The sequence below is a fragment of the Rhizobium beringeri genome, from assembly GCF_004306515.1.
GTDB classification, from domain to species: domain Bacteria; phylum Pseudomonadota; class Alphaproteobacteria; order Rhizobiales; family Rhizobiaceae; genus Rhizobium; species Rhizobium beringeri.
The window spans coordinates 42,951-65,235 of record NZ_SILG01000003.1; the positions used below are offsets into that span (position 1 = coordinate 42,951).

A 22,285-nucleotide genomic window follows, 5' to 3' on the forward strand; every position below is an offset into this window, starting at 1 on the left:
CCACGGGACCTGCCACGTCCGTGGACAGAGCAACGTCGTTCGGCCGCCTAACGGCGGTCAATCTCGGCCTCGACCTTCTTCCGTGAGTTGCCAGCGCTCTTCACGGCCTTCTTGACGGCATCTTTCGAGACGCCCTCCTTCTTTGCTTCGTACTTGACCTCGTGATCCTGGCCGCCGGCCACGCGGGCTCGATCCTGTGCGCGGCCGCGGGATGTCGGTGTCTGTGCCATCGGGCTTCTCCTTCGAATGACGTCCGCAGTAGAAACTCATAACGATTCCGGTGGTTCCCGGGAGATAATGGATGATGATGCTGCGCTTGAAGCGGCTGCGGAATTCCCTGAGCGGGGTGCCCGGCAGGGTGCTGGAGGAAGCAGGTTGCTGTGGCTCTCGAACTAAACAATCTCCACCGCTATCCACCACTGCCGGGCGCAATTCGACCAGCAGAGACGGTGGAATCAATTTGGGAGAGAAATTCCGTAAAGTATTGAAAAATGATTCGTTTTGAGTCGGAACGAATCACCCTGACACGTCTTTGAGTCGCGTATTAATGATTCGGAGTATTTGTCATGCCGTCTGGACAACGTGCGCAGTGGAAAGGCTTTCTGAAGTTCGGGGAGGTAAGCTGCGGCGTCGCTCTCTATACGGCAGCCTCGACTAGCGAGCGCATCACCTTCAACACCATCAACAAGGCCACGGGCAACCGCGTCAACCGCATCTTCATAGACAGCGAGACCGAGGATCCGGTGCCGAAGGAAGCCCAGACCAAGGGCTTCGAGATCGAGAACGGCCAGTACATCATCATCGATCCCGAGGAAATTTCCGCCGCGATCCCTGAGAGCAACAAAACGCTCGAGATCGAGGCGTTCATCCCGTGCTCCGACGTCGACGACATCTACTTCGACAAGCCGTACTACCTCACGCCCGACAGGATGGGCGGAGACGCGTTCGCGGCTCTCCGCGATGCGATGAAGAAGTCGATGGTCGCGGCCATCGCCCGCACCGTCCTATTCCGTCGAATGCGTACGGTGCTGATACGGCCGCACGGCAAGGGCCTGATCGCCAGCACGCTCAACTATGACTACGAGGTTCGTTCCTCCGAAAAGGCTTTCGAGGAGATGCCGAAGCTCAAGATCCAGGGCGAGATGCTCGATCTGGCCAAGCACATCATCAGCACCAAGAAGGGCGAGTTCGATCCGGCGACCTTCGACGACCGCTACGAAGCCGCCCTTGCGGATCTGGTGAAGGCGAAGCTCGAAGGCAGGTCGCTTCCGAAGCCGAAGAAGGTCCAGGTCTCGAAGCCCAACGATCTGCTGGCCGCGCTCCGAGAGAGTGCTGGAATGATGAAGGCCGCTGACGACAAACCGAAACGCACTGCAGCCAATGCCAATCAAGGCACTGGCAGGCAGCGCGCCGCGCGCGGAGTGGCTTCGAAAGCCGCCCCTTCCGGGGCCGCTCCGCGGCGCAAGGCCAGCTAGGGGGATAGGTCATGGCTCCGAAATATTACTGGAAAGGCTATCTCAAACTCTCCCTGGTCACCTGCCCCGTGGCTATGACCCCGGCCACGAGCGAAAGCGAGAAGGTTCGCTTCCATACCCTCAACAAGGAGACGGGCAACCGCGTCGTCTCCCGGTACATCGATTCCGTCACGGGCAAGCCCGTCAAGGACGAGAACGAAGCCAAGGGCTACGCTCGCGGGGAGAACGACTACGTTATCCTTACCGAGGACGATCTGGATGCCGTAGCGCTCGACACGGTGAAGACGATCGACATCGACAAGTTCGTCCCGGCCGACAGCATCGAGTGGATCTACCTCGAGAAGCCGCATTACCTGATGCCGGACGACGCCGTCGGCAACGAGGCCTTTGCGGTGATCAGGGATGCCATGAAGGCCGACAAGGTTTTCGGCGTGTCGAAGCTGGTGATGGGCCGCCGAGAGCGGGCGGTCGTCCTGGAACCGCGCGGCGAAGGCATCGTGCTCTGGACGCTGCGTTTCGGCGACGAGGTTCGACCGGAGGAGAATTACTTCGAGGAAATCGACGAGAAAGCAGATCCGGATCTCATTCCGCTCGTGCAGAAGCTCATCGAGCAGAAGACCGCGCGTTGGTCTCCGGATATGGTGAGTGATCCAATCCAGGAGGGCCTGCTCAAGATCATCGCTGAGAAGAAGAAGGCGCTGAAGCCGAAAAAGGCGGCGAAGGGGAAGGCGGCCGAAGTCGCTCCGAAATCCAATGTGGTCAGCATCATGGACGCGCTCCGGAAGAGCGTCGAGGCAGATCTCAAAGGTAGGAAGTCAGGGTAGTCAGATGCACTTGCTGGAAACGAAGATTGTTCACGAGAAAACCGGATGGCGGGTAGACTTTGTCGGCGACGACGGGGAAGCGGTGTCGATCAAGGTGGCGGACGGTCACGCTGCAAGCGAAGACGAGGCCATTGAGCGTGCGAAAGAGGTCATGGTTCAGTTGACGGCATATGGCACGCGTGGCGGCGGCCGGAGCCTCAACCCGTACGATGCCGCCAGCAATGGAAACTTTGACGACGACGAGCCGTTGCTGGATACTTGGCACTGATCCGCCCTGAGGAACCCCCAGCCCCTCAGGCAAAGAAGGCCGGGCAAAACCGCACCGACCTTACTCATCATCGCCTTCTTACCGGTGCCAGCGCATTCGTTGTCAAAAGCACTTCAGCGATGCGGCCTTGCGGGCAAACAAATTCAGTGCTCATGGATCCTGAACAAGGAACCAACCTGACCCCACGGCGTGGTTAGTCTTGGGCAGCGGGCCAGTCGTTCGAAGGTTCGTCGATCTCGTCGCCGGGATCGTCAGGGGGATCGGGGTCGCGGTCGTACACAGCGCTCAGAGAGTCGACTTCCCGGCGAGTTCTGGTCCCACGCCCTCAATCGCACCAAAGAACGTCCCGATCAGCGTTACGTCCCCGCGTCCGGAACGTGGTGCGAATGTCACAGCACCCACACGCTCGAAAACCTCACCTTCCCCGTCACTATCGCAAACCCAGCTCCCCACCCTCCGGCGCTACGTCTTGCATCTTCGCAACCATTCCCCTCGAAGCGACCGGGCGCGCTATGATAAGTCGATTGGTTTCGGCAGCCTTGCTGTTGCGCGGCGACTGGAGGGTTTCACTGCGATCGAAGGGTACTAAGATCGAGGAGCCGATCTATCTCGTCTCGCAGCGGATGACGCAGGGGCATGATCAGCGAGGCAGTTGCGCCAGAACCGCCTGACGTCCCATTACTCGTCTGATCCCCTTGCCCCGGCAAGCCATTCCACTTGGGTTCACCACCCCGTGGTGCCCCACCTCACCTGCCCGGCCGTGCCAATGAGCGGGCGATATCGACAATGTCATCGCGCGAGGCGGTTGGGTCCTCCTTGTTCCAGGCAACGCCAAGCCCGATCCTGAAGTCGATGCCCCTGACCGCCTTCAGCTCGAAGGCCCGGTTCGGCAGGCCCTCGGTCCATTCCGGCGCAAAGCCGATGCCAAGCCCGGCCGAAACCAGCGACACCAGCGAATAGGTGTCGTCGCAACTATAAGCGATGTTGCGGGTCAGGTCGTATTCTTCGAACTTCTCGTTGAAGTACCGCTCTGTATAGGAGAGGTTCTTGCGGTTGAAGGCGATGATCCTTTCCGAGCGCAGATCGTCGATGGCAATCTCTGCCTGCTCCGCCAGCCGGTTGGTGCGGGCCACCGCCAACAGATAACGCTCATGGGCGATCGAGGAGAAGCGCAAGGAGCCGATGTTTTCCACCGGTCTGATGAAGCCGAGATTGATCTGGCCGTTTTCCAGGCCGCGGATGATGTCGCCGGTATTGCCGCTTGCGATATGGATGCGGATATCCGGGTACTTGCGGGCGATCTTTGCCAGAAACGCCGGCAGCACGCCGGTGGTGGCGGGATAGACGGTGCCGATCCTGATCTGCCGGATGGTCTTGCCGGCCACCGCCCTGGTGATCTCGGCCGACAGATCGACCTCGCTCAGGATCCCGACGCAGCGCTCGTGGAAGATCTCCCCTGCCCGCGTCAGCTCCACCCGCCGGGTCGAGCGGATGAACAGCGGGCAGCCGAGTTCCCGCTCCAGCGCCTGCACATGGTTCGAAAGCGCCGGCTGGGCGATGCGCACCTTGGCGGCCGCCCTGCCGAAGTGCAGTTCCTCGGCCACCGCCACGAAGTAGGAGAGCTGGCGTAGTTCCATGGGAGCTACTTTCTGATCAATTTCTCAAAAAAAGTGCGCTGCCGCTCGCTTTAATTTGCGTGCGACCTCTTCAACCAGTTATGATCCTGCTGGAGTTATGTACTCATTAGATTCGAAGGGCAGACTGCGTTTACGCGGCTCCCGATCGGAACCGCCCTAAATGAACGCCGTCAGGTATCTCAGATTGCACGTCTACTCCTCGTTCAAAGATCCGCCCTCTTGCAACCTTCTCTTACTGGAGCAGGACAGCAGATTCGGTATGACTACTGTAAGCCAAACCAATGACGCACCGTGCGCCATCAATTCGATAACACACCGTGCGTCATCTTCGCAAGGAAAAAGTGCTGAGTGGCGCGATGAGTCGAAGTGATCCACATTTCCGGTTGCGAATCCCGGAAGATTTGAAACGGGAAATCGAGACTGCCGCACGCGCTAACTCACGGACCATCACATCTGAGGTTGTTTATCGGCTTGAGCAGTCGTTCGCCCGAAGTTCAACTGACAAGGGAGGTCTGGTAGAGGAGATTGAGGCTATTCGAATGAGACTAGCCTACGTACAAGACCTGCTTCTAAAGCAGGAATTGAGCACCCGCAGCCAAAACCAGGATGCCTAAGCCAGTGCGGTAAGCAGCTCTACTGCGGCGGGAGAATTTGCATCGCGCGTCCGAAAAGGCTTAGGATCCAGGTTACCCAGCCAATTTTCCGTTATTTTCGGGACTCAAGTGGTCAAGCCCTGCGGCGACTGGAAATTATCGGCATCACTTTCCCGGATCATCGTCACGTTATCGCGGCAAAATCATGGATCGCGTCGTTGCTCCTGGAAGCTCTTCATTCGCGTCGACGAATCCCGCTGGGACGAATTTTGCTATACATTATTAAATTGCCCCTTCGACGGACCGAGCCCCACACCGCTCGGCGCTTTGTTGTTTAGTCGGCACGATCGCAAAAAGCGTATGGGAAATCCTCCCGATCGGGAAGGCGCAAATCCTGGACTTGATCGCCACTGAATTTTTGTTAAGCTGAACGTGGATGGAGGCGAGGCGATTTGCTCGCCTGGAGTTTTACACGAACTCGTCAGCGAAATGTCCAATAAGGCACTCGTCCCGTTCAAAGACTGCGGAGTGACGTAGATTTACGTCGTCTTGTGCGAGGAACATCCTCCCAACTGAGGGGTGGCCGTATCCGGCCGTTGCACGTCCGCTTCAGCGATGAAGCAAAGGACGTGGACTCATGCCATCAAACAAACTGAAGAATCTGAGAAAACAGGCTGCGCAGCGCCAAGGCGGACGGTGCTTCTATTGTGAGCTGCCGATGTGGGACGACAGTCCGCGAGAATTCATCGTGCACTATGGACTTTCGCCTCGTCTGGCAAAACGGTTTCGGTGTACTGCCGAACATCTCGAGGCGAGAAGAGATGGGGGCAAGGACGTCGAACCGAACATTGTCGCCGCCTGCCTCTTCTGCAACACAACGCGGCATAAGGCGACGCATCCCGTGGACGCGGCCAGACACGCTTCCGTCGTGCGCTCTAGGCTGGCAAAGGGCAGGTGGCACCCGCCGCAGGTCAAGGCCGCTTTCAGCAAAGGAACAGGGCCACCGGTCTGAGCCGGACAGGCTCCATGACCATCCCATGGCGAGATCAAATCAGGTCAGACAACGCTCGAAAAACGTCGACTTGCCAAAATGTATCGCGTCATGTTTCGCTCGAACTATCGCAATCGGGCTTTTCTTTCAGCATGTTGGCGGAAACCCTGCAAATGGGCTAATTGGGAAGGAGTCCCACCCTCTCCGCCATAATGAACCTTAGGCCGTAAGGTTTTCCCGCTAGATGTCGTTGTTCCAGCAGGCGAGATAATTTCGCGGAAACGGTCGCCGAATAATTCACTCGAATCTGGTTACAGAAGACACGAGGCGTGCAATGACCGGAAAGGGGGCGAAGTCATCTTTCTGTGATCGAGCCTCCTATGTCCGCTCGGGCTGACTGCGGAAATCAGGGATGGCTTGAAAGCAAAAAGGGCGCTCGACCCTTGCGGGGAGCGCCCTTATCCTGTCGGACACGAGCAGCTCGACGACGTCGATACCGCGCGCATCCATTTTTCAGGCAGGACGGGTATATGGACCCTTTCCGCCGGGGTTTCAAGAGGCGGTTCCGCGGTTCCACACGATAATCGACCATGGTCGATCAGGAGGCGACCCCGGTGATCGGATTCACCACGGGTCGTTCGCTTTTGTCCCTGACCCCAGCCGGCTGCACCACCGGCGGCGCCATCGATTCCGTGTCGGCGGGCTCCGGCTTCTCGGGAACGGCACCGACATCCTTGGGTCGCCGCTGCTCGGGCTTTACGTTTTGATCATTCGTCGACATTGTCAGTCTCCTTTCAAAGAAAAGTCACGGCCGTCGACATGGTTCCGGCGATGGGATGGAGGATTACCTATGCTTGACAGGTTTCTGCTGCAGGGGCCTGAGGATGCGCGCTTCACGATCCTTCTTGCGCATGGCGCGGGCGCGCCGATGGATTCGGCATCGATGACCGCAGCGGCAAATGCACTCGCCGGCGTTGGCTTCCGTGTCGCCCGCTTCGAATTCGCCTATATGGCCGCCCGCCGTACCTCGGAAGTCCGCAAGCCGCCACCGCGCGCCGAAACGCTCAATCCCGAATACGAGGCGGCCATTGCCGAGCTCGGCGCCATCGGCCCGCTTATTATCGGCGGCAAGTCGATGGGCGGCCGGGTCGCCAGCATGGTCGCAGACGATCTCCATCGTCGGGGAAAGATCGCCGGCTTGCTCTGCCTCGGCTATCCCTTCCATCCGCCCGGCCAGCCTGGGAAGCTGCGCACCGGCCATCTCAGGGGGCTGACGACGCCGGCGCTGATCTGCCAGGGAACACGCGACGAATTCGGCACGCGGGACGAGGTGCCGGGCTTTGATCTGTCCGATACGATCGAGATCCTCTGGCTCGAGGACGGCGACCACGATCTCAAGCCGCGCAAGACGATCTCCGGCTTCTCCAGTGCCGATCACCTCGCCACGATGGCGGAGGCGGCGATGGCATGGGCCGAACGACTGCCAGCTTGAGCATCACCATATCACCGGTGTCGGCGGCCTGTCGGTGCCGCCGTCAGGCCGCGAGCTTCCTGACATCGATGCGTCGGTCGGTGGCCGAAACGGTGATTTCGAAGTGGTCGGCCTGCACCACGCCCCGAATGTTGCGCGGCCGATGGGCGACAATCGCCACTCCACCTCTCAGCCGGACACTGTCATAGAGGATTCCGGCCCCGCCGCTCGAGCGCACCTCTTCCCCCAGCACCTGCGACGCCGCATAGCTGGTGCCGTCATAGACATCGGGCCGCAGCGTCTGCTCTCCGCGAATGTCGAGGTAATCGCCAATCAGATTGGCACCATAGCTTCGATAGGTGCGCGTCATCGTCGCCACCCCACGCGCCACGGCCTCGCGCCTGAGATGATGGCCAACCTCGGCCGCGGCCGTCTTGAGATCGTCGGCCGCATACCAGGCGCCGAGATCGGGGCCATTGAAGCGCATTCCTCCCGGCGCGACATGCAGGAATGCCGCCATGACGATGCTGGCATTGGCAACGCCGTAAACCCCTTGGTCCTCGGGGAGCCGTTGGATGCGGTCGGCGACGAGGCGGTCGTTGGTCCAGCCGACGAGCTCCATCACGGCTTGGAGATCGGCCGCCCGCGTCACCGTCTCGAAAAGCCCGATCGGCGGAAATTGCGACGGGATCAGCCGGTACGACGGACGCGGCGCCTCGGCAAAACGGTCACTCACCGGAAGACGATGTCCGCATCTTCGTAAGGCGTGAAGGCTTCGTCGAGCATATTCGGCTGCATGTAGAGACCGCCGCGGGCGCCGTCGAGAAACCGGCGTGCGGTCATCAACCCGTCCTGGGTCCCGTTGGTCACGATATCAAGCGGCGGATGCCCGCCGAAAACCGGTGCCTGATGCGGCGTGCGCAGCCAGGTGACGCCGGCGCGTTCATTGGAAAACAGCACGCCGAGCGCCTGATGGATACCGAGCACGGCTGAGATTCGGGTCAGCGTATCGACATCAAGCGTGAAAGCGCCGTGCTCGCGCGCCTGTTTGGCCCAATTGTGGTAGGTCGACCGGGAGGGATAGCCGAGCATGAGCAGACGCTGCTCCTCGCTCAGCCCCCAGAGATCGGCGATCGCCAGAAAGGTTCGCAGGGCCGGGGCGCTCAGCCTCTTGCGGTTGGCCGGAGCAAACCGCTCCATGTCCAGCCGCTGCGGCCCCTGGTCTTTCCGCTGCTCCCGTCGCGCCTGCTGCATGAAAGCCTCCTGTCCTGAATTAGACTTAGTCCAAATCTGGTCATTCTTCAAGCGAATTTAAAGGGTCGCCTCGCCTGCCGCCTCGCGGATCGTCTGCATCAGGATCGATTGCGGCAGGGACGGCACGGCATCGGCGCGCATCGTCAAGCCGACCGGCCCCTTGGTCTCGCCGGTATCGATGGGCAGAAGCGCCAGCCGCCCGTCGGCGACATCGTTGGCCACGACGCCGTTGGAAATGATCCAGATCGCGTCGCTTGCCCGCAGGAAAGCGCGGCCGAAGGAATCCGACACCGTCTCGATCTGGTTCGGCAGGCTGGAGACGCCGTTGGCGATGAGGAAATTCTCGACCACCGGCCGAATGATCGACCCCCGCGTCGGCATCAGCACCGTATAGTTGCCGAAGCCGGCAAACAGCGATTGCCGGCCATCGAGAAGCGGATGGCCGGCGCGTACGGCAAACACTACCTGTTCGGAATAAAGATGTTCGAAGGAAAAGCCTGCCATCTTCTCGGCGCCTGCCAGGCGTCCGACGACGAGGTCGAGATCGCCGACGTGAAGCTGCTCCAGGAGCACCGCGTTCTCGCCGGTGACGATCTTCACCCGGCTCCAGGTCTTCTCCTTGAGGAAGAGTTCCATCGCCCGCGGCATGATGCGCGATGACACCGTCGGCAGCGCGCCGATGCGGATCGGCGGCGCCTCGGAAAACTGCTCCTGCGAGACGGAATCGAGACCCTGGCGCAGCGCCGTCAGTGCCGCGCCAGCGTGGCGCAGGAAGACCTCGCCGTAGCGGGTGATCTTGATGCCGCGGCCGTCGCGCTCGAAGACATCGACACCCAGCACCTGTTCCAGTTCGCGGATCGTCTTGGTGACCGCCGGCTGGCTGACATGCAGCAATTCGGCGGCCTTCATGACGCTCTTCTGCCGCGCCACCTCGACAAAGGTTTGCAGATGGCGGAACTTGACCCGGCTGTCGATCATCGCTCGCATAACTCCAGGGTTATCGAAACGCCAATAAATATCATTTTACTTAACCGGATCAACCAGTCAATTTCACCAGACAGGAGGAGAGTGACGTGCAATTCGCCCGCATAAACGACGTGACGATCCATTATCAGATCATTGGTGCCCCCGCCGACAGGCCGGTGATCGTCTTTACCAATTCGCTCGGAACGGATTTCCGCATCTGGCGTGATGTCGTGGTGCGGCTTGCCGGTGAATTTGCCATCGTGCTTTACGACAAGCGCGGCCACGGCCTTTCCGATGTCGGCCAGCTCCCCTCTTCGATCGAGGACCATGCGACGGATCTCGCAGGCCTTCTCGATCTGCTGTCGGTCAAGGATGCCGTCATCTGCGGCCTCTCCGTCGGCGGCCTCATCGCCCAATCGCTCTATCACCGCCGGCCGGATCTGGTCCGCGCGCTGATCCTTTGCGACACCGCTCACAAGATCGGCGCGGCGGAGAGCTGGGACGCCCGCATCGCCGCCGTCGAGAGAAACGGCATCGGCAGCATTGTCGACGCCATCATGGAACGTTGGTTCACACCCGCCTTCCGCCGGCCCGAGAGCACCGCCTATGCCGGCTATTGCAACATGCTGACGCGCCAGCCCGTCGAGGGCTATCTCGCCGCTTGCGCTGCGATCCGCGATGCCGATTTTACCGAAATCGCCAAGACGATCGCTGTCCCGACGATCTGCATCGTCGGCGATCAGGACGGTTCGACGCCGCCCGATCTGGTGCTTTCGACCGCGAAGCTGATATCGGGCGCCCGCTACGAGGTCATCCCTGATTGCGCGCACATTCCCTGCGTCGAGCAGCCGGAGGCGCTGACGGCGATCATCCGCGCCTTCCTCACATCCATTTCGTCTGGAGAAGTCAGCCCATGAATGAGACCGCGTCCTCCTCCGAGCGCTATCGGCAGGGCATGGCGACCCGCCGCGCCGTGCTTGGCGACGCCCATGTCGACCGCGCCGCCACCGCATCGACGGAGTTCGACCGCCCCTTCCAGGAATTGATCACCGAAGCTGCCTGGGGCCATGTCTGGTCGCGCCCGGCGCTGACGAAGCGCGAGCGCTCGATCGTCACGATCGCTCTGCTTGCGGCGCTGGGCCAGGACGACGAGGTCGCCATGCATGTGCGCGCCACTGCCAATACGGGGGCGACCCGCGAGGATATTTGCGAGGCGCTGCTGCATGTTGCAATCTATGCCGGCGTTCCCGCCGCCAATCACGCGATCAAGATCGCAAAGCAGGCTTTTGAACAGATGGACGCCGAAAAGGCGGCCTGAGGGAGAAAAATGTCCGAACGACCGAACCGCAAGCCCGAGACCGGCGGCTTCTTCGCCCGCGACCGCGCCTGGCATGCGCCGGCGCTGACCCCCGGCTACAAGACCTCCGTGCTGCGCGCGCCGCAGCGCGCATTGCTGTCGCTCGACGGCACGATTTCCGAGACCACCGGTCCTGTCTTCGGCCATTCGATGATCGGCGAACTCGACAACGACCTGATCCTGAACTACGCGCAGCCCGGCGAAAGTGCGATTGGCGAACGCATCATCGTCCATGGCCGCGTGCTCGACGAACGCGCCAGGCCGGTTGCCGGCGCCTTGGTCGAGTTCTGGCAGGCCAACGCCGGCGGCCGCTATCGCCACAAGAAGGAAACCTATCTGGCGGCGATCGACCCGAATTTCGGGGGCTGCGGCCGCGCCATCACCGACGAGGACGGCCACTACCATTTCCGCACCATCCGTCCCGGCGCCTATCCCTGGCCGAACGGTATCAACGATTGGCGTCCCGCCCATATCCATTTTTCGATCTTCGGACACGGCTTTGCCCAACGCCTGATTACCCAGATGTATTTCGAAGGCGATCCGATGATCTGGAAATGTCCGATCGTCGGCACGATCCCCGACAAGGCGGCGATCGAGCAGCTGATCGCCCCGCTCGACTGGGGTAACACCATTCCGATGGATTCACGCGCCTATAAATTCGACATTGTGCTGCGCGGCCGCCGCTCGACGATGTTCGAAAACAAATTGGAGGGCAACTGACCATGCAGCAGCTCGGCTATCTCAAGGAAACCCCGTCGCAGACGGCAGGCCCCTATGTCCATATCGGCCTGACGCCGAATTTCTGTGACATAGCGGGCGTCTACGACACCGATCTCGGCATCGAGATGGTCAACGACAAGACCCTCGGCGAACGCATCACTGTCACCGGCCGGATCTTCGATGGTGCCGGCGCGCTGGTGCGCGATGCAGTCATCGAGATCTGGCAGGCCGACAGCGCCGGTCTCTACAACAGCCCGTCGGAAATGCGCGGCGCCGCCGATCCCAATTTCACCGGCTGGGGCCGCTGCCCGACCCGTGCTGAAGACGGCGTCTACAGCTTCGAGACGGTCAAGCCCGGCCGCGTCCCCTTCAAGGACGGACGTAGACAAGCCCCGCACATCACCTTCTGGATCGTCGCCCGCGGCATCAATATCGGCCTGCATACGCGCATGTATTTTCCGGAGGAGACCGAGGCCAATGCCGCCGACCCGCTGCTTTCGCGCATCGAACATCGCGAGCGCGTCGCGACAATGATCGCCACCCGCGACGGCGCGACCTGTCATTTCGACATCTATCTGCAGGGCCCGAAGGAAACGGTTTTTCTCGATATCTGAGGGTCTGCATGCCGGCTGCTTGTTCTAAGGGCTCCGTGCAGGTAGCCTCCCCTCACTCTCTCCTCTCTCCCCGAGGGGAGAGGGTGCGGCAGCCGGATGGGGACGACGCAAAAAACGAGAGACCGATGACCGCATCGCCCTTCGACCACCCCTTCCTTTCCGGCCTGCTCGGCGACGATGAAATCGCGCCCTATTTCTCCGCCGAGGCGGATATACGGGCCATGCTTTCCTTCGAGGCCGCGCTCGCCAAGGCTGAAGCCGCTCACGGCCTCATTCCTGCCGAAGCGGCAAGGCGCATCGCTGACACCTGCGCTGCCTTCTCGCCCGAGGTGTCCAGTCTTCGATCGGCAACGGCAAGGGACGGTGTCGTCGTTCCCGATCTCGTCAAGCAGCTGCGCGCTAATGTCGGCGAGGAAGCGGCAAAAAGCCTGCATCTCGGCGCCACCAGCCAGGATGTCATCGACACCAGCCTGATGATCCGCCTGAAGGCCGTCGTCTTCCTGTTTGCCGGCCGGCTTTCTACCATTGCCGCTGGGCTCGATGCGCTGGACGGCCAGTTCGGCCGGAACCAGCTGATGGGCCATACCCGTATGCAGGCGGCGATCCCGATCACTGTTGCCGATCGCCTCACTGCGTGGCGCGCACCATTGACGACCTATCGCGACCGCCTGACCGAGCAGAGCTTTCCCGTCCAGTTCGGTGGTGCGGCCGGCACGCTGGACAAGCTCGGATCGCACGCCGCAGCCATCCGTGCCTCGCTCGCACAGGAACTCGGCCTCACCGATGCACCGCAATGGCAGAGCGGGCGTCTGCCGATCGCCGATATCGCCGGGCTGTTCGCGTCGATATCAGGCAGTCTCGGCAAGATGGGGCAGGATATCGCGCTGCTCGCCCAGGCCTGCGACGAGATCGAAATCTCTGGCAGCGGCACCTCGTCGGCCATGGCGCACAAGCAAAACCCCGTTTCCGCCGAAGTCCTCGTCTCGCTCGCCCGCTTCAACGCCACTCTTTTATCGGGCGTCCACCAGTCCCTCGTCCATGAACAGGAACGCTCCGGTGCGGCCTGGACGCTCGAATGGCTGCTGCTGCCGCAAATGACGATGGCAACCGCCGCCAGCCTGCGACTGGCGAAGGAGCTTACGGGGAATATCAAGAGGCTTGGAACGGCCTAGCTCAGAACCTGAAGCCCGTGCTTCTGCACGATCGAGAGCAGCTTCAGCGCTATCCCGCTTGGCCGCTTGGCACCGCTTTCCCACTTCTGCACAGTGGAGTCGCTGGTGTTGAGATATCGTGCGAAAACCGGCTGGCTGACGTGATTGCTTTCCCGCAGTGCCTTGATGGCCTTGGGACCAAGTGCGTGCGGCGAAACCAGGCAGCTTTCATCGAAGGAGCGCATCGTTTCCTTGTCGATGGTTCCTATTTTATGCATGGCCTTCGCGGACGTGTGAATCGCCTCGAACGCATCACTCTTGTACTTAATGCTTTTTACCATGTTCGATCTCCAGACGCCGACCAGATCACCGGCCTTGCCTTCCGCGACCTGCCTGATAGTTTTCAATAATTCGGAATCCGATATCCGCACTTTGCGAGCTGCCTTGGTAAACCACCCGGTTTTGAAAGCCGTTCCGCCATGCCTCGAAGTAGCACCCGGTGCTATGTTTTTCAAGTTGACCTCCTAAGATGAGAGCAGCCCCGTGACCTTCCCCCTCTTCGATCTCTCCGGCCGCCGTGCCCTTGTCACCGGCTCCAGTCAGGGCATCGGCCGCGCGTTGGCGGTCGGGCTTGCCGAGCATGGCGCTTCGATCATCATCAACGGCCGCAACGCGCAGAAGGCGGAGGCCGCCGCCGAGGATATCCGTCGCAGCCATCGCCATGCCGTCAGCGCCGCCTTCGACGTCACCGATGCGGAGGCCAGCCGCACCGCCATCGCCTATATCGAGGCGGAGATCGGTCCGATCGACATCCTCGTTAACAATGCCGGCATGCAGTTTCGCACACCGCTGGAGAACTTCCCGGTCGACAAATGGGACGAGATCTTCAAAACCAACGTCTCGAGCCTGTTCTATGTCAGCCAGCCAGTCGCCCAGGCGATGATATCGCGTGGCCGCGGCAAGATCATCAACATCGCCTCCGTCCAGGCCGAACTCGCCCGTCCCGGCATCGCGCCCTATACCGCGACCAAGGGCGCGGTGAAGAACCTGACGCGCGGAATGGCGACCGACTGGGCGAAATACGGCCTGCAGATCAATGCGATCGCGCCCGGCTATTTCCGCACGCCGCTCAACCAGGCGCTGGTCGATGATCCGAAGTTTTCCGGCTGGCTTGAAAACCGCACGCCGGCCGGCCGCTGGGGCGAGGTTAAGGAGCTTGTCGGCGCCGCCGTTTTCCTGGCCTCGGATGCCTCCTCCTTCGTCAACGGCCACATGCTGACCGTTGATGGCGGCATCACCGCCTCGCTTTAAATTCGCATCATCCGAACTTGGCGATGGCACGCAGATTGTCGGCCGTCGTCGTCGGGAATTCGAAGAATTCGAGATAGGCTGGGATCTGTTCGAACAACATGTCCGTCCCGACCTGAAATGCACAGCCCCGCGCCCGCACGGCCTCGAGAAAAGGGGTTATCTCCTTGGTCATCACGACTTCGCCGACGAAGGTCGACGGAGAAATGCGGTCGATATCGATCGGCAGCGGGTCGCCCCGTCGCATGCCGAGAGGTGTCGCATTGACGACAATGTCGAAGCCTTCAGGATCGGCGGAGCCGACCGTCACTTCAAGCTGCGGATAATATTTCTTCAGCCTGTCCTGGAGCGCGGTCGCGGTCGTCTCATTGGCGTCGAAGATGGCGAGATGGTCGACGCCCGACTGTGCCAACGACGCCGCGATCGCCGAGCCGACGCCGCCGGCACCCGCAATGAGCGCATGGGCTCCTTCAACCTTTTTACCCTTGCGCAATACGCCGCGAACGAAGCCCTCGCCATCGAACATGTCACCGATCAGCCTGCCGTCCGAACTGAGACGCACTGCATTGCACGAGCCGGCGACTTTCGCGTTGGTCGACGTTTCGTCGAGCAGCGCCATCGTCGAAATCTTGTGCGGCATCGTGATCAGAGCACCGTGGATATTGGACAACCGGAACAGAAGCTTCAGAAATGCCGAATAGTCCTCCGGCCTGCAGCCCATCGGCACGACGACGGCATCAATTCCGTTCTTCTCGAAGTAAGGATTGTAGATCAGCGGCGCCTTGAAGGACTCCGTCGGGTAGCCGAGGTGAGCGATGAGTTTGGTCGTCCCGGTGATCATGTGGTCAGACTTTCTGGGGATCGGAAGAGGCGCTGGCGTTAGAGAGGTGGATCATCTGCCCCCAGTGCGCCGATCTCTTGATCGCTTCGACGACCGTGAGCGTGGCAAGGCCCTCCCGGCCACTCACCAGAGGCGTGGCATCGCCACGAATGACATCGCAAAAATGTCTGAGCTGAACGCAAAGGGGATCGGCTGCTGCGAAAGGCACGCGCTCCTCGGCAAGCGGCTCCAGCCAATCGGGCCTCGAAGGGCTCGTCCAAAGCGTCAGATCAGGAATTCCGAGCGAACCCTTGGTGCCGCCGATCTGGTAGCAGAATTGATCGTAACGGGGAAAAGCAGGGTTTTCGCCGGTGGTCGTCTCCCAGCTCCAGGGCGCGGCCACGGCATCACTGCCGTTGAGAGTGGCAAGCACCCCGCTTTCGAAACGCAGCGTCACGACAGCCGTATCCTCGACGGCATGGTTCCGCACGGCGTGGGATTCCATCGCATGGACAGCTTCGACCTCGCCGAAGAAATATCGGAAGAGATCGACATCGTGGATCAGGTTGACGAAGACCGGGCCGGCGCCCGCCTCACGCCGCCAGGGGATGTCGAAATAGTCGTCGGGCTTGGCGACCCAGAACGTGCCGTGCACCGTGATGATCCGGCCAAGCCTTCCGCCGTCGACGATCTGCTTGACCGCCTGGATCATCGTATTGTGGCGCCTGTGATGGCCGACGAGCAGCGGTATGCCTGCCTTCTCGCCGGCGCCAACCAGTGCCGCCGCAGCATCGACATCGTCGGCGATCGGTTTCTCGATCAGAACAGGAATGCCGGCAGCGACGATTTCCATTCCGTTCTCAACGTGGAGCTGGTTCGGCGTAGCCACGATAATGCCGTCAGGCCTGTCCTCGACGCGGATGTCTGAGAAGCTCCGGTACCATCGGGCGCCGACATTCTCGGCAAAGTCGCGACCGGCGGCAGAAGGATCGATCACCGCCGAGAGAACGGTTCCGGGCTCGGAGATAATTCGCTCGACGTGCCGCCGGCCGATGAGGCCGGCTCCCATGACTGCAATCTCTAGCGGCTTCATTGCCGGCTCCCATAATTTGCCAGAGGCATCGACCTTGAGACGTCTTACTTCCGCAGGATTTCTCCGAGGAATTTCCTGGTTCGCTCATGCTGTGGGTTGGTGAAGAACTCGGCCGGCGGGGCCTCCTCGACGATCGCGCCGCTGGCCATGAAGATCACGCGATCGGCGACCTGGCGGGCAAAGCCCATTTCGTGGGTGACGCAGATCATCGTCATGCCCTCGTCGGCGAGCGCGATCATCGTATCCAGCACCTCCTTGACCATCTCCGGATCAAGCGCCGACGTCGGCTCGTCGAACAGCATCACCTTCGGCCGCATGCAAAGCGCGCGGGCAATGGCCACGCGCTGCTGCTGGCCACCCGAAAGCTGCACCGGATATTTGTCGGCCTGCTCCAGGATCTTGACCCGCTCGAGCAGCCCGCGTGCCCGTTCCTCGGCCTCCGCCTTGCCGACGCCGATAGCCTTCATCGGCGCCAGCATGCAGTTCTGCAGCACGGTCAGATGCGGAAACAGATTAAACTGCTGGAAGACCATGCCGACCTCACGACGGATCGCATCGATGGTCTTGGCTTGATTGCCGAGAAGAATCCCGCCGACGCGGATTTCACCTTTCTCGTAGGTCTCGAGATGGTTGATGCAACGGATGAGCGTCGACTTCCCACTGCCGGAAGGCCCGCATAAGACGATCCTCTCGCCGCTGCGAACCGATATGTTAATGTCGTGCAGGGCTTGAAAAGCGCCATACCACTTCTCCACCCGCTCCATGGTGATCATCGTTTCTGCGCCTTGAGCAGGACTGGGACTGGTCATCAGTAGAACTCCACGTTGGCGGCTGGATCGCATCGAAGACGAGGGATGCGGATCAGCGCGCAGAAGCGGCAAACTTTCGTTCGAGGCGAGCGCCAAGGATCGTCAGTGGGCAGCACATCAGGAAATAGAGAGCGCCGACGATGCCGAAGACCGTCAGCGGTTGGAAGATCTGGTTGGAGATGATGTTGCCGGCCCGCGTCAGCTCGGTGAAGCCGACGATCGATGCCAGCGAGGTGCCTTTGATCAGCTGCACGAGGAAACCGACCGTGGCTGGCAGCGAGATGCGCAGCGCCTGCGGCAGGATGACATCCCTCATACGCGAGACGTATCTAAGGCTGAGAGCCTTTGCCGCTTCCGTCTGGCCGCGCGGAACCGCTTCGATCGATCCGCGCCAGATCTCGCCGAGATACGCGCTCGCATGCAGGGTCAGGCCGATGGCAACGGCCACCCAGGCATCGAGCATCAGCCCGACCAGCGCCAGGCCGTAATAGACGACGAAAAGCTGCATCAGCAGCGGTGTGCCCTGGAAGACGGCGATATAGGCGGCCGTGACGCGTTCCAGCAGCGGTATGCCCGAGGCGCGCGCAAGGGCGACGCCGAGCCCTGCAATGCCGCCGCAGACGAAGCCGACGGCGGACAGGACCACGGTCCACTTCAGGCCGATCAGGAGGAAGACGAATTCGTCGTGACCCATGGAATTCCTCCTACTTGACCGGATATTTGAAGTAGCGCGCTGAAAACAGCGCGAAGATGCGCATCATCAGCCAGGAGATCACGAAATAGAAAACCGTGACCGTGAAGTAGACCTCGAAGCTGCGGAAGCTCTCCGACTCGATGCGCTGCGATACGGAGGTCAGCTCGTAGGCCGAAATCGCCGATGCAATGCTGGTTGTGAGCGTCAGGAGGACGAACTGGCTCGTCAGCGACGGATAAATCGCCCGCAATGCCGGCTTGAGAATGATCAGCCGGAAGACCTGAGCCTTGTGCAGACCAAGGGCGAGCCCCGCTTCCATCTGTCCCTTCGGGATCGACTGAACGCCGCCGCGAATGATCTCGATGGCGTAGGCACCACCGTTGATGCCGAGCGCGATAATCGCCGTCGGCGTCGGATCCAGCCTGATGCCCGTAAGCGGAAGCGCAAAATAGATGAAGAAGATCTGGACCAGAAAAGGCGTGTTGCGGATCAATTCGACGAAGGCGATGACCAGCCATCGCGCCGGTTTGAGCGCAGAGTCGCGCAGCGCAACGCCGCCAATTCCAATGATGATCGCCAGCAGCATCCCACAAATGGCAAGCAAGAATGTCCCGAGGCAGCCAAGCAGAAGGCTCGGCAGGCCATCTATGACCGGGGTGAAATCCAACTTATAATTCATGGCGATCCTTCCGGTTCGTCTTCCTGAAAGTTCAGTCCCGCTTGACCATTCCTGCCATCGCCTGGATAGCAAGTTCGTAGCCGTCGGCTCCAAAGCCGATCATGATGGCGGTGGCAACGCGCGAGATCAGCGAATTGTGGTAGATGCTCTCGCGCGCATGAACATTCGAAATGTGCAGCTCGATCTTCGGCGGGTCGAACATTTTCAACGCATCGAGAAGAGCGATCGATGTGAACGTATAACCGGCAGGATTGATGATGATGCCACAGGCGTCGGTCCTGGCCTGATGCACGCTCTCGACCAGTTCGCCCTCGAAATTGGTCTGCCGAAACTCGACGTCGAAACCCAGGGCCTTTGCCTTGGTCACGCACCGTTTCCTGATATCGGCAAGCGTCGTGGTCCCATAGATCGCCGGCTCGCGCTGACCGAGAAGATTGAGGTTCGGTCCATTGAGCACAAAGATTGGCTTGTTCATGATCGCGCTCCCGGACGCGGGCCGAAGCCGGTCTCGAAACATGATGGTAGCGTTGGCGGGCATCACCAGGGATGCCCACCTCCTCGACTAAATTCTCGATTTATGAGCTTTCAGTTCGCCGCGAACGGAATGCCTTCCAGCTTTTCCGGGAATTCCGGAACCGGAACCTTCATCCACTTGTCGTAGACGGTCTTGAGTTCGCCGTTTGCCTTGATCTTGTCGATAAAGGTGTTGATCGCCGCATTTATTTCCTTTTCGCCGAGACGCGTGCAAGCACCGTTATAGAGCTTCTGGAATTCAAGCTTGTTTTCGAATTCGCCCGGACGGGCCTTCTCTACTCGGTCCATATAGAAAATGTTGCCACCAAGCGTCTCGACCTGGCCGGACACCAGGGCCTGGACGCTCGCGGCGTCTCCATCATAGCGCCGGATGGTCGTGCTCGGCGGTGCGTTCTTGGTGACCTGCGTGTCCTGGGCAGCCCCCTTGGCGACGCCGACCGTGAACTTGGCCATGTCGGCATTCGTCTTGATCTCAGCCTTTTTCGGACCGATCAGGACGATCGCATTGGCAACATAGGGCTTGCTGAACTGCACGGCTTTTGCGCGATCCGGCAGCATCGCCATCGTCGCGAACAGAACGTCGACGCGGCCGGCCGTCAGTGCGGGAATGCGGTTGTTGACTTCAAGCGGCACGAACTCGACGGAAACACCCAGTTCCTTGGCAAACAGCGTTGCGATGTCGGCGTCGAGGCCGTCCTGTTTGCCGCCGCTGGTCACAAAGCCCCAGGGGGGGTTGTCACCCTGAATTCCGACGATGATCTTGCCGCGAGCCTTGATTTCATCAGGCGTGATGGCGGCGGCCGGTTGCGCCAGGGCGACGGCAGCCACCAGGGCCGCGGCTCCGAGCATCGCGTTTCGACGCGTTAGCAAAGACTTGAACATGTAACTCCTCCTCCTTTGGCGGTCATTCGACCGGACAGCCACCTCACCTTTTGACTGTGAGAGGAATGATTGCCAGAGACGCGCGCTCAAATCAACAGAGTTTTTCGAAATCATATGAGAATTTATAATAAGACACGCTATTTGAATTCCTCACGACATTTGCCATAATAGTAGCGAGCGGTTTTCTGGGACGCGTCGTCGTGTTCGGCGCTCGTTTAATCTCGCACGGATATCGGAAGGGCTTTGACATGAGGACCTCGATTGCGACTGTAACGATCAGCGGCGAACTCCCGGAGAAGCTCGAGGCGATCGCCCGGGCGGGCTTCGACGGCGTCGAGATCTTCGAGAATGACTTCCTCGCCTTCGACGGAAGCCCGGCTGATGTCGGGAAACTCGTCCGCGACCATGGTCTGGAGATCACCCTGTTTCAGCCATTTCGTGATTTCGAGGGCATGCCGGAGCCGCTGCGAAGCCGCACATTTGACCGTGCCGAACGGAAGTTCGACGTCATGCAGCAGCTCGGAACGGATCTGGTGCTTGTCTGTTCAAACGTCTCGCCGGCAGCCATCGGCGGCATCGACCGGGCGGCGGCGGACTTTCATGAACTCGGCGAGCGTGCCGCCCGGCGTGGACTGAGGGTGGGCTACGAGGCGCTTGCCTGGGGTCGCCATATCAGCGACCACCGCGACGCCTGGGAGATCGTGCGTCGCGCCGATCATCCGAATGTCGGTCTTATCCTCGACAGCTTCCACACTTTGTCGCGCAAGATCGACGTCAATTCGATCCGCTCGATTCCCAAGGAGAAGATCTTCATCGTCCAGCTTGCCGATGCCCCGCTGATCGACATGGACCTGCTCTATTGGAGCCGTCACTTCCGAAACATGCCGGGTGAAGGCGATCTGCCCGTCACGGCGTTTACCGAAGCCGTCGCTGCGACAGGTTATGACGGGTATTTCTCCCTGGAGATCTTCAACGACCAGTTTCGAGGTGGTCTATCGCGGGCGATTGCGGCCGATGGCCATCGCTCCCTGATCTATCTCGGCGATCAGGTACGCCGCCATCTCGGCATCGGAAGCATGACCGGAGCGGCGATGCCGGAAAGGCCCTCCGTAAAGGGAGTCGGCTTCGTCGAGTTCGCCACGGACGAACAGGATGAAGTCGAGCTGGTTGCATTGCTGCGCACCCTCGGATTCAAAAGGACGGCAATCCACCGCACGAAGAAAGTCTCTCTTTTCGAGCAGGGCGAGATACGGATCCTCGTCAATGTCGATCAGGCAGGATTCGCCAACGCTGCCTACGCCGTTCACGGTACTTTTGCATATGCCATGGCTCTGGTCGTCGACGATGCCGTCAAGGCATATGAGCGGGCGCTCGCCTTGGATGCCGAGCCATTCACCCAGCCTGTCGCGGAGGGTGAGCTCGAGCTGCCTGCCATTCGGGGTGTGGGGGGCGGGATCATCTATCTCATCGACGACAAGAGCGCATTGGGTCGTTTCTCCGAAATCGACTTTCAGCCGGTCACGGACGACAGCGACCCGCCGTCTGCGGGCCTTTTGCGCATTGATCACATCGCCCAGACGGTCGGCTACGATGAAATGCTCACCTGGCTTTTGTTCTACACGTCCATTTTCGAGACGCGGAAGACCCCGATGGTCGACATCATCGATCCAGCCGGGGTGGTCCGCAGCCAAGTTGTCGAGAACGACACCGGGGCGCTGCGCATCACCATGAACGGCGCCGAGAACCGCCGCACCCTGGCTGGACATTTCATTGCCGAGAAATTCGGGGCCGGCATACAGCACCTGGCGTTTTTGACCGACGATATCTTTGCAACCGCCGAAAGCCTTCGTGATTGCGGTTTCAGATCGCTGCACATTTCGCCGAACTACTACGACGACGTCGAAGCGCGCTTCGGCCTCGACCCTGTAATGACCGAGCGGCTGAAAGCGGAGAACATCCTCTATGACCGAGACGAGCATGGCGAATATTTCCAGCTCTATAGCGGAACCTATGGAGAGGGTTTCTTTTTCGAGATCGTCGAGCGCCGCAGCTACCGCGGATACGGCGCGCCGAACGCTATTTTCCGGATCGCCGCCCTGAAGAAACAGATGCGTCCGGAAGGAATTCCGAAAGACGCTTATTGAG

Annotated in this window: 28 protein-coding genes; 14 read left to right on the plus strand and 14 right to left on the minus strand. The window is 60.5% G+C overall.

Translation table 11 applies throughout. The features are described from left to right. Positions 1-47: 47 nt before the first annotated feature. Positions 48-230, minus strand: coding sequence for a DUF3606 domain-containing protein (locus ELH03_RS27715; protein ID WP_130659861.1), 183 nt, complete (start codon positions 228-230; stop codon positions 48-50). 71 nt (positions 231-301) lie between these two features. On the opposite strand from ELH03_RS27715, the gene ELH03_RS27720 reads away from it, so the two are divergent. The 4 genes from ELH03_RS27720 (at position 302) to ELH03_RS27735 (ending at position 2,567) form a co-directional block, all read left to right on the plus strand. Continuing rightward, the gene (locus ELH03_RS27720) at positions 302-505 is read left to right on the plus strand and encodes a hypothetical protein (RefSeq protein WP_130766973.1); all 204 of its coding nucleotides are present in this window, start codon (positions 302-304) and stop codon (positions 503-505) included. Positions 506-566: 61 nt separating this feature from the next. Next, entirely contained in the window at positions 567-1,475 is a 909-nt protein-coding gene (ku, locus tag ELH03_RS27725) for a non-homologous end joining protein Ku (RefSeq protein WP_130659859.1), read from the plus strand. An 11-nt stretch (positions 1,476-1,486) separates the two neighbouring features. After that, entirely contained in the window at positions 1,487-2,299 is an 813-nt protein-coding gene (ku, locus tag ELH03_RS27730; protein ID WP_130659858.1) for a non-homologous end joining protein Ku, read from the plus strand. A 4-nt stretch (positions 2,300-2,303) separates the two neighbouring features. Next, a complete protein-coding gene (locus ELH03_RS27735; protein WP_075226193.1) occupies positions 2,304-2,567 on the plus strand; it encodes a hypothetical protein in 264 nt (87 codons plus the stop codon). A gap of 746 nt (positions 2,568-3,313) precedes the next feature. Here the strand turns inward: ELH03_RS27735 and ELH03_RS27740 are convergent. Beyond that, entirely contained in the window at positions 3,314-4,204 is an 891-nt protein-coding gene (locus tag ELH03_RS27740) for a LysR family transcriptional regulator (RefSeq protein ID WP_130766974.1), read from the minus strand. 356 nt (positions 4,205-4,560) lie between these two features. Between ELH03_RS27740 and ELH03_RS27750 the strand changes: the two genes are divergently transcribed. Together ELH03_RS27750 and ELH03_RS27755 are read left to right on the plus strand one after the other, a co-directional pair. Then, positions 4,561-4,818 carry an Arc family DNA-binding protein gene (locus ELH03_RS27750; protein ID WP_128402492.1) on the plus strand — a complete coding sequence of 86 codons (258 nt, stop codon included), beginning with the start codon at positions 4,561-4,563 and terminating at the stop codon, positions 4,816-4,818. A gap of 697 nt (positions 4,819-5,515) precedes the next feature. Further along, entirely contained in the window at positions 5,516-5,809 is a 294-nt protein-coding gene (locus ELH03_RS27755; RefSeq protein WP_245504904.1) for an HNH endonuclease, read from the plus strand. Between the two features lie 577 nt (positions 5,810-6,386). On the opposite strand, the gene ELH03_RS27760 is transcribed toward ELH03_RS27755, so the two are convergent. Then, a complete protein-coding gene (locus ELH03_RS27760; RefSeq protein WP_130659854.1) occupies positions 6,387-6,569 on the minus strand; it encodes a hypothetical protein in 183 nt (60 codons plus the stop codon). A 69-nt stretch (positions 6,570-6,638) separates the two neighbouring features. On the opposite strand from ELH03_RS27760, the gene ELH03_RS27765 reads away from it, so the two are divergent. Beyond that, positions 6,639-7,280 carry an alpha/beta hydrolase family protein gene (locus tag ELH03_RS27765; protein WP_130659853.1) on the plus strand — a complete coding sequence of 214 codons (642 nt, stop codon included), beginning with the start codon at positions 6,639-6,641 and terminating at the stop codon, positions 7,278-7,280. Positions 7,281-7,323: 43 nt separating this feature from the next. On the opposite strand, the gene ELH03_RS27770 is transcribed toward ELH03_RS27765, so the two are convergent. Genes ELH03_RS27770 through pcaQ form a run of 3 tightly spaced genes read right to left on the minus strand, consistent with a single transcriptional unit; the run spans position 7,324 to position 9,491 of the window. Then, positions 7,324-7,995: an RES family NAD+ phosphorylase gene (locus ELH03_RS27770; protein ID WP_130766976.1), complete on the minus strand. Its 672-nt coding sequence runs from the start codon at positions 7,993-7,995 to the stop codon at positions 7,324-7,326. After that, complete coding sequence (locus ELH03_RS27775) at positions 7,992-8,513, minus strand: MbcA/ParS/Xre antitoxin family protein (protein WP_130659851.1); 522 nt, start codon at positions 8,511-8,513, stop codon at positions 7,992-7,994. Before ELH03_RS27775 ends, ELH03_RS27770 begins: the two co-directional genes overlap by 4 nt. Before the next feature lie 57 nt (positions 8,514-8,570). Next, complete coding sequence (gene pcaQ, locus ELH03_RS27780; RefSeq protein ID WP_130659850.1) at positions 8,571-9,491, minus strand: pca operon transcription factor PcaQ; 921 nt, start codon at positions 9,489-9,491, stop codon at positions 8,571-8,573. Between the two features lie 95 nt (positions 9,492-9,586). On the opposite strand from pcaQ, the gene pcaD reads away from it, so the two are divergent. From pcaD to ELH03_RS27805, 5 genes are all read left to right on the plus strand, one after another. Beyond that, positions 9,587-10,396: a 3-oxoadipate enol-lactonase gene (pcaD, locus tag ELH03_RS27785; protein ID WP_130659849.1), complete on the plus strand. Its 810-nt coding sequence runs from the start codon at positions 9,587-9,589 to the stop codon at positions 10,394-10,396. Beyond that, positions 10,393-10,797, plus strand: coding sequence for a 4-carboxymuconolactone decarboxylase (gene pcaC, locus ELH03_RS27790; RefSeq protein ID WP_017968245.1), 405 nt, complete (start codon positions 10,393-10,395; stop codon positions 10,795-10,797). The genes pcaD and pcaC overlap by 4 nt, the downstream gene beginning before the upstream one ends. Positions 10,798-10,806: 9 nt before the next feature. Further along, positions 10,807-11,556, plus strand: a complete 750-nt coding sequence (gene pcaH / locus ELH03_RS27795) for a protocatechuate 3,4-dioxygenase subunit beta (RefSeq protein ID WP_018071487.1) — start codon at positions 10,807-10,809, stop codon at positions 11,554-11,556. A 2-nt stretch (positions 11,557-11,558) separates the two neighbouring features. Further along, on the plus strand, positions 11,559-12,170 hold the full coding sequence (gene pcaG / locus ELH03_RS27800; protein WP_130665808.1) for a protocatechuate 3,4-dioxygenase subunit alpha: 612 nt from the start codon (positions 11,559-11,561) through the stop codon (positions 12,168-12,170). Between the two features lie 125 nt (positions 12,171-12,295). Continuing rightward, positions 12,296-13,342: a 3-carboxy-cis,cis-muconate cycloisomerase gene (locus tag ELH03_RS27805; RefSeq protein WP_130766977.1), complete on the plus strand. Its 1,047-nt coding sequence runs from the start codon at positions 12,296-12,298 to the stop codon at positions 13,340-13,342. Here the strand turns inward: ELH03_RS27805 and ELH03_RS27810 are convergent. Continuing rightward, entirely contained in the window at positions 13,339-13,662 is a 324-nt protein-coding gene (locus tag ELH03_RS27810) for a helix-turn-helix domain-containing protein (protein ID WP_130767165.1), read from the minus strand. The two genes, ELH03_RS27805 and ELH03_RS27810, sit on opposite strands and share 4 nt — an antisense overlap. Before the next feature lie 202 nt (positions 13,663-13,864). On the opposite strand from ELH03_RS27810, the gene ELH03_RS27815 reads away from it, so the two are divergent. After that, complete coding sequence (locus ELH03_RS27815) at positions 13,865-14,632, plus strand: SDR family oxidoreductase (protein ID WP_024321640.1); 768 nt, start codon at positions 13,865-13,867, stop codon at positions 14,630-14,632. 7 nt (positions 14,633-14,639) lie between these two features. Here the strand turns inward: ELH03_RS27815 and ELH03_RS27820 are convergent, their stop codons facing one another. The 7 genes from ELH03_RS27820 to ELH03_RS27850 form a co-directional block, all read right to left on the minus strand. After that, positions 14,640-15,470 (minus strand): shikimate dehydrogenase family protein, encoded by an 831-nt coding sequence (locus ELH03_RS27820; RefSeq protein WP_130766978.1) that lies wholly within the window; start codon positions 15,468-15,470, stop codon positions 14,640-14,642. Positions 15,471-15,474: 4 nt separating this feature from the next. Further along, the gene (locus tag ELH03_RS27825) at positions 15,475-16,542 is read right to left on the minus strand and encodes a Gfo/Idh/MocA family protein (RefSeq protein WP_130766979.1); all 1,068 of its coding nucleotides are present in this window, start codon (positions 16,540-16,542) and stop codon (positions 15,475-15,477) included. Positions 16,543-16,586: 44 nt separating this feature from the next. After that, positions 16,587-17,351, minus strand: a complete 765-nt coding sequence (locus ELH03_RS27830) for an amino acid ABC transporter ATP-binding protein (protein ID WP_018071494.1) — start codon at positions 17,349-17,351, stop codon at positions 16,587-16,589. Between the two features lie 52 nt (positions 17,352-17,403). Continuing rightward, the gene (locus ELH03_RS27835; protein WP_017968238.1) at positions 17,404-18,045 is read right to left on the minus strand and encodes an amino acid ABC transporter permease; all 642 of its coding nucleotides are present in this window, start codon (positions 18,043-18,045) and stop codon (positions 17,404-17,406) included. Between the two features lie 10 nt (positions 18,046-18,055). Beyond that, a complete protein-coding gene (locus ELH03_RS27840) occupies positions 18,056-18,724 on the minus strand; it encodes an amino acid ABC transporter permease (protein ID WP_017991876.1) in 669 nt (222 codons plus the stop codon). 31 nt (positions 18,725-18,755) lie between these two features. Beyond that, complete coding sequence (locus ELH03_RS27845; protein ID WP_018071496.1) at positions 18,756-19,199, minus strand: type II 3-dehydroquinate dehydratase; 444 nt, start codon at positions 19,197-19,199, stop codon at positions 18,756-18,758. A 110-nt stretch (positions 19,200-19,309) separates the two neighbouring features. Beyond that, positions 19,310-20,140: a transporter substrate-binding domain-containing protein gene (locus tag ELH03_RS27850; protein WP_130766980.1), complete on the minus strand. Its 831-nt coding sequence runs from the start codon at positions 20,138-20,140 to the stop codon at positions 19,310-19,312. Positions 20,141-20,388: 248 nt separating this feature from the next. Here ELH03_RS27850 and ELH03_RS27855 point away from each other — a divergent pair, with 248 nt between their 5' ends. After that, positions 20,389-22,284: a bifunctional sugar phosphate isomerase/epimerase/4-hydroxyphenylpyruvate dioxygenase family protein gene (locus tag ELH03_RS27855; protein WP_130766981.1), complete on the plus strand. Its 1,896-nt coding sequence runs from the start codon at positions 20,389-20,391 to the stop codon at positions 22,282-22,284. The last annotated feature ends 1 nt before the right edge of the window (position 22,285 follow it).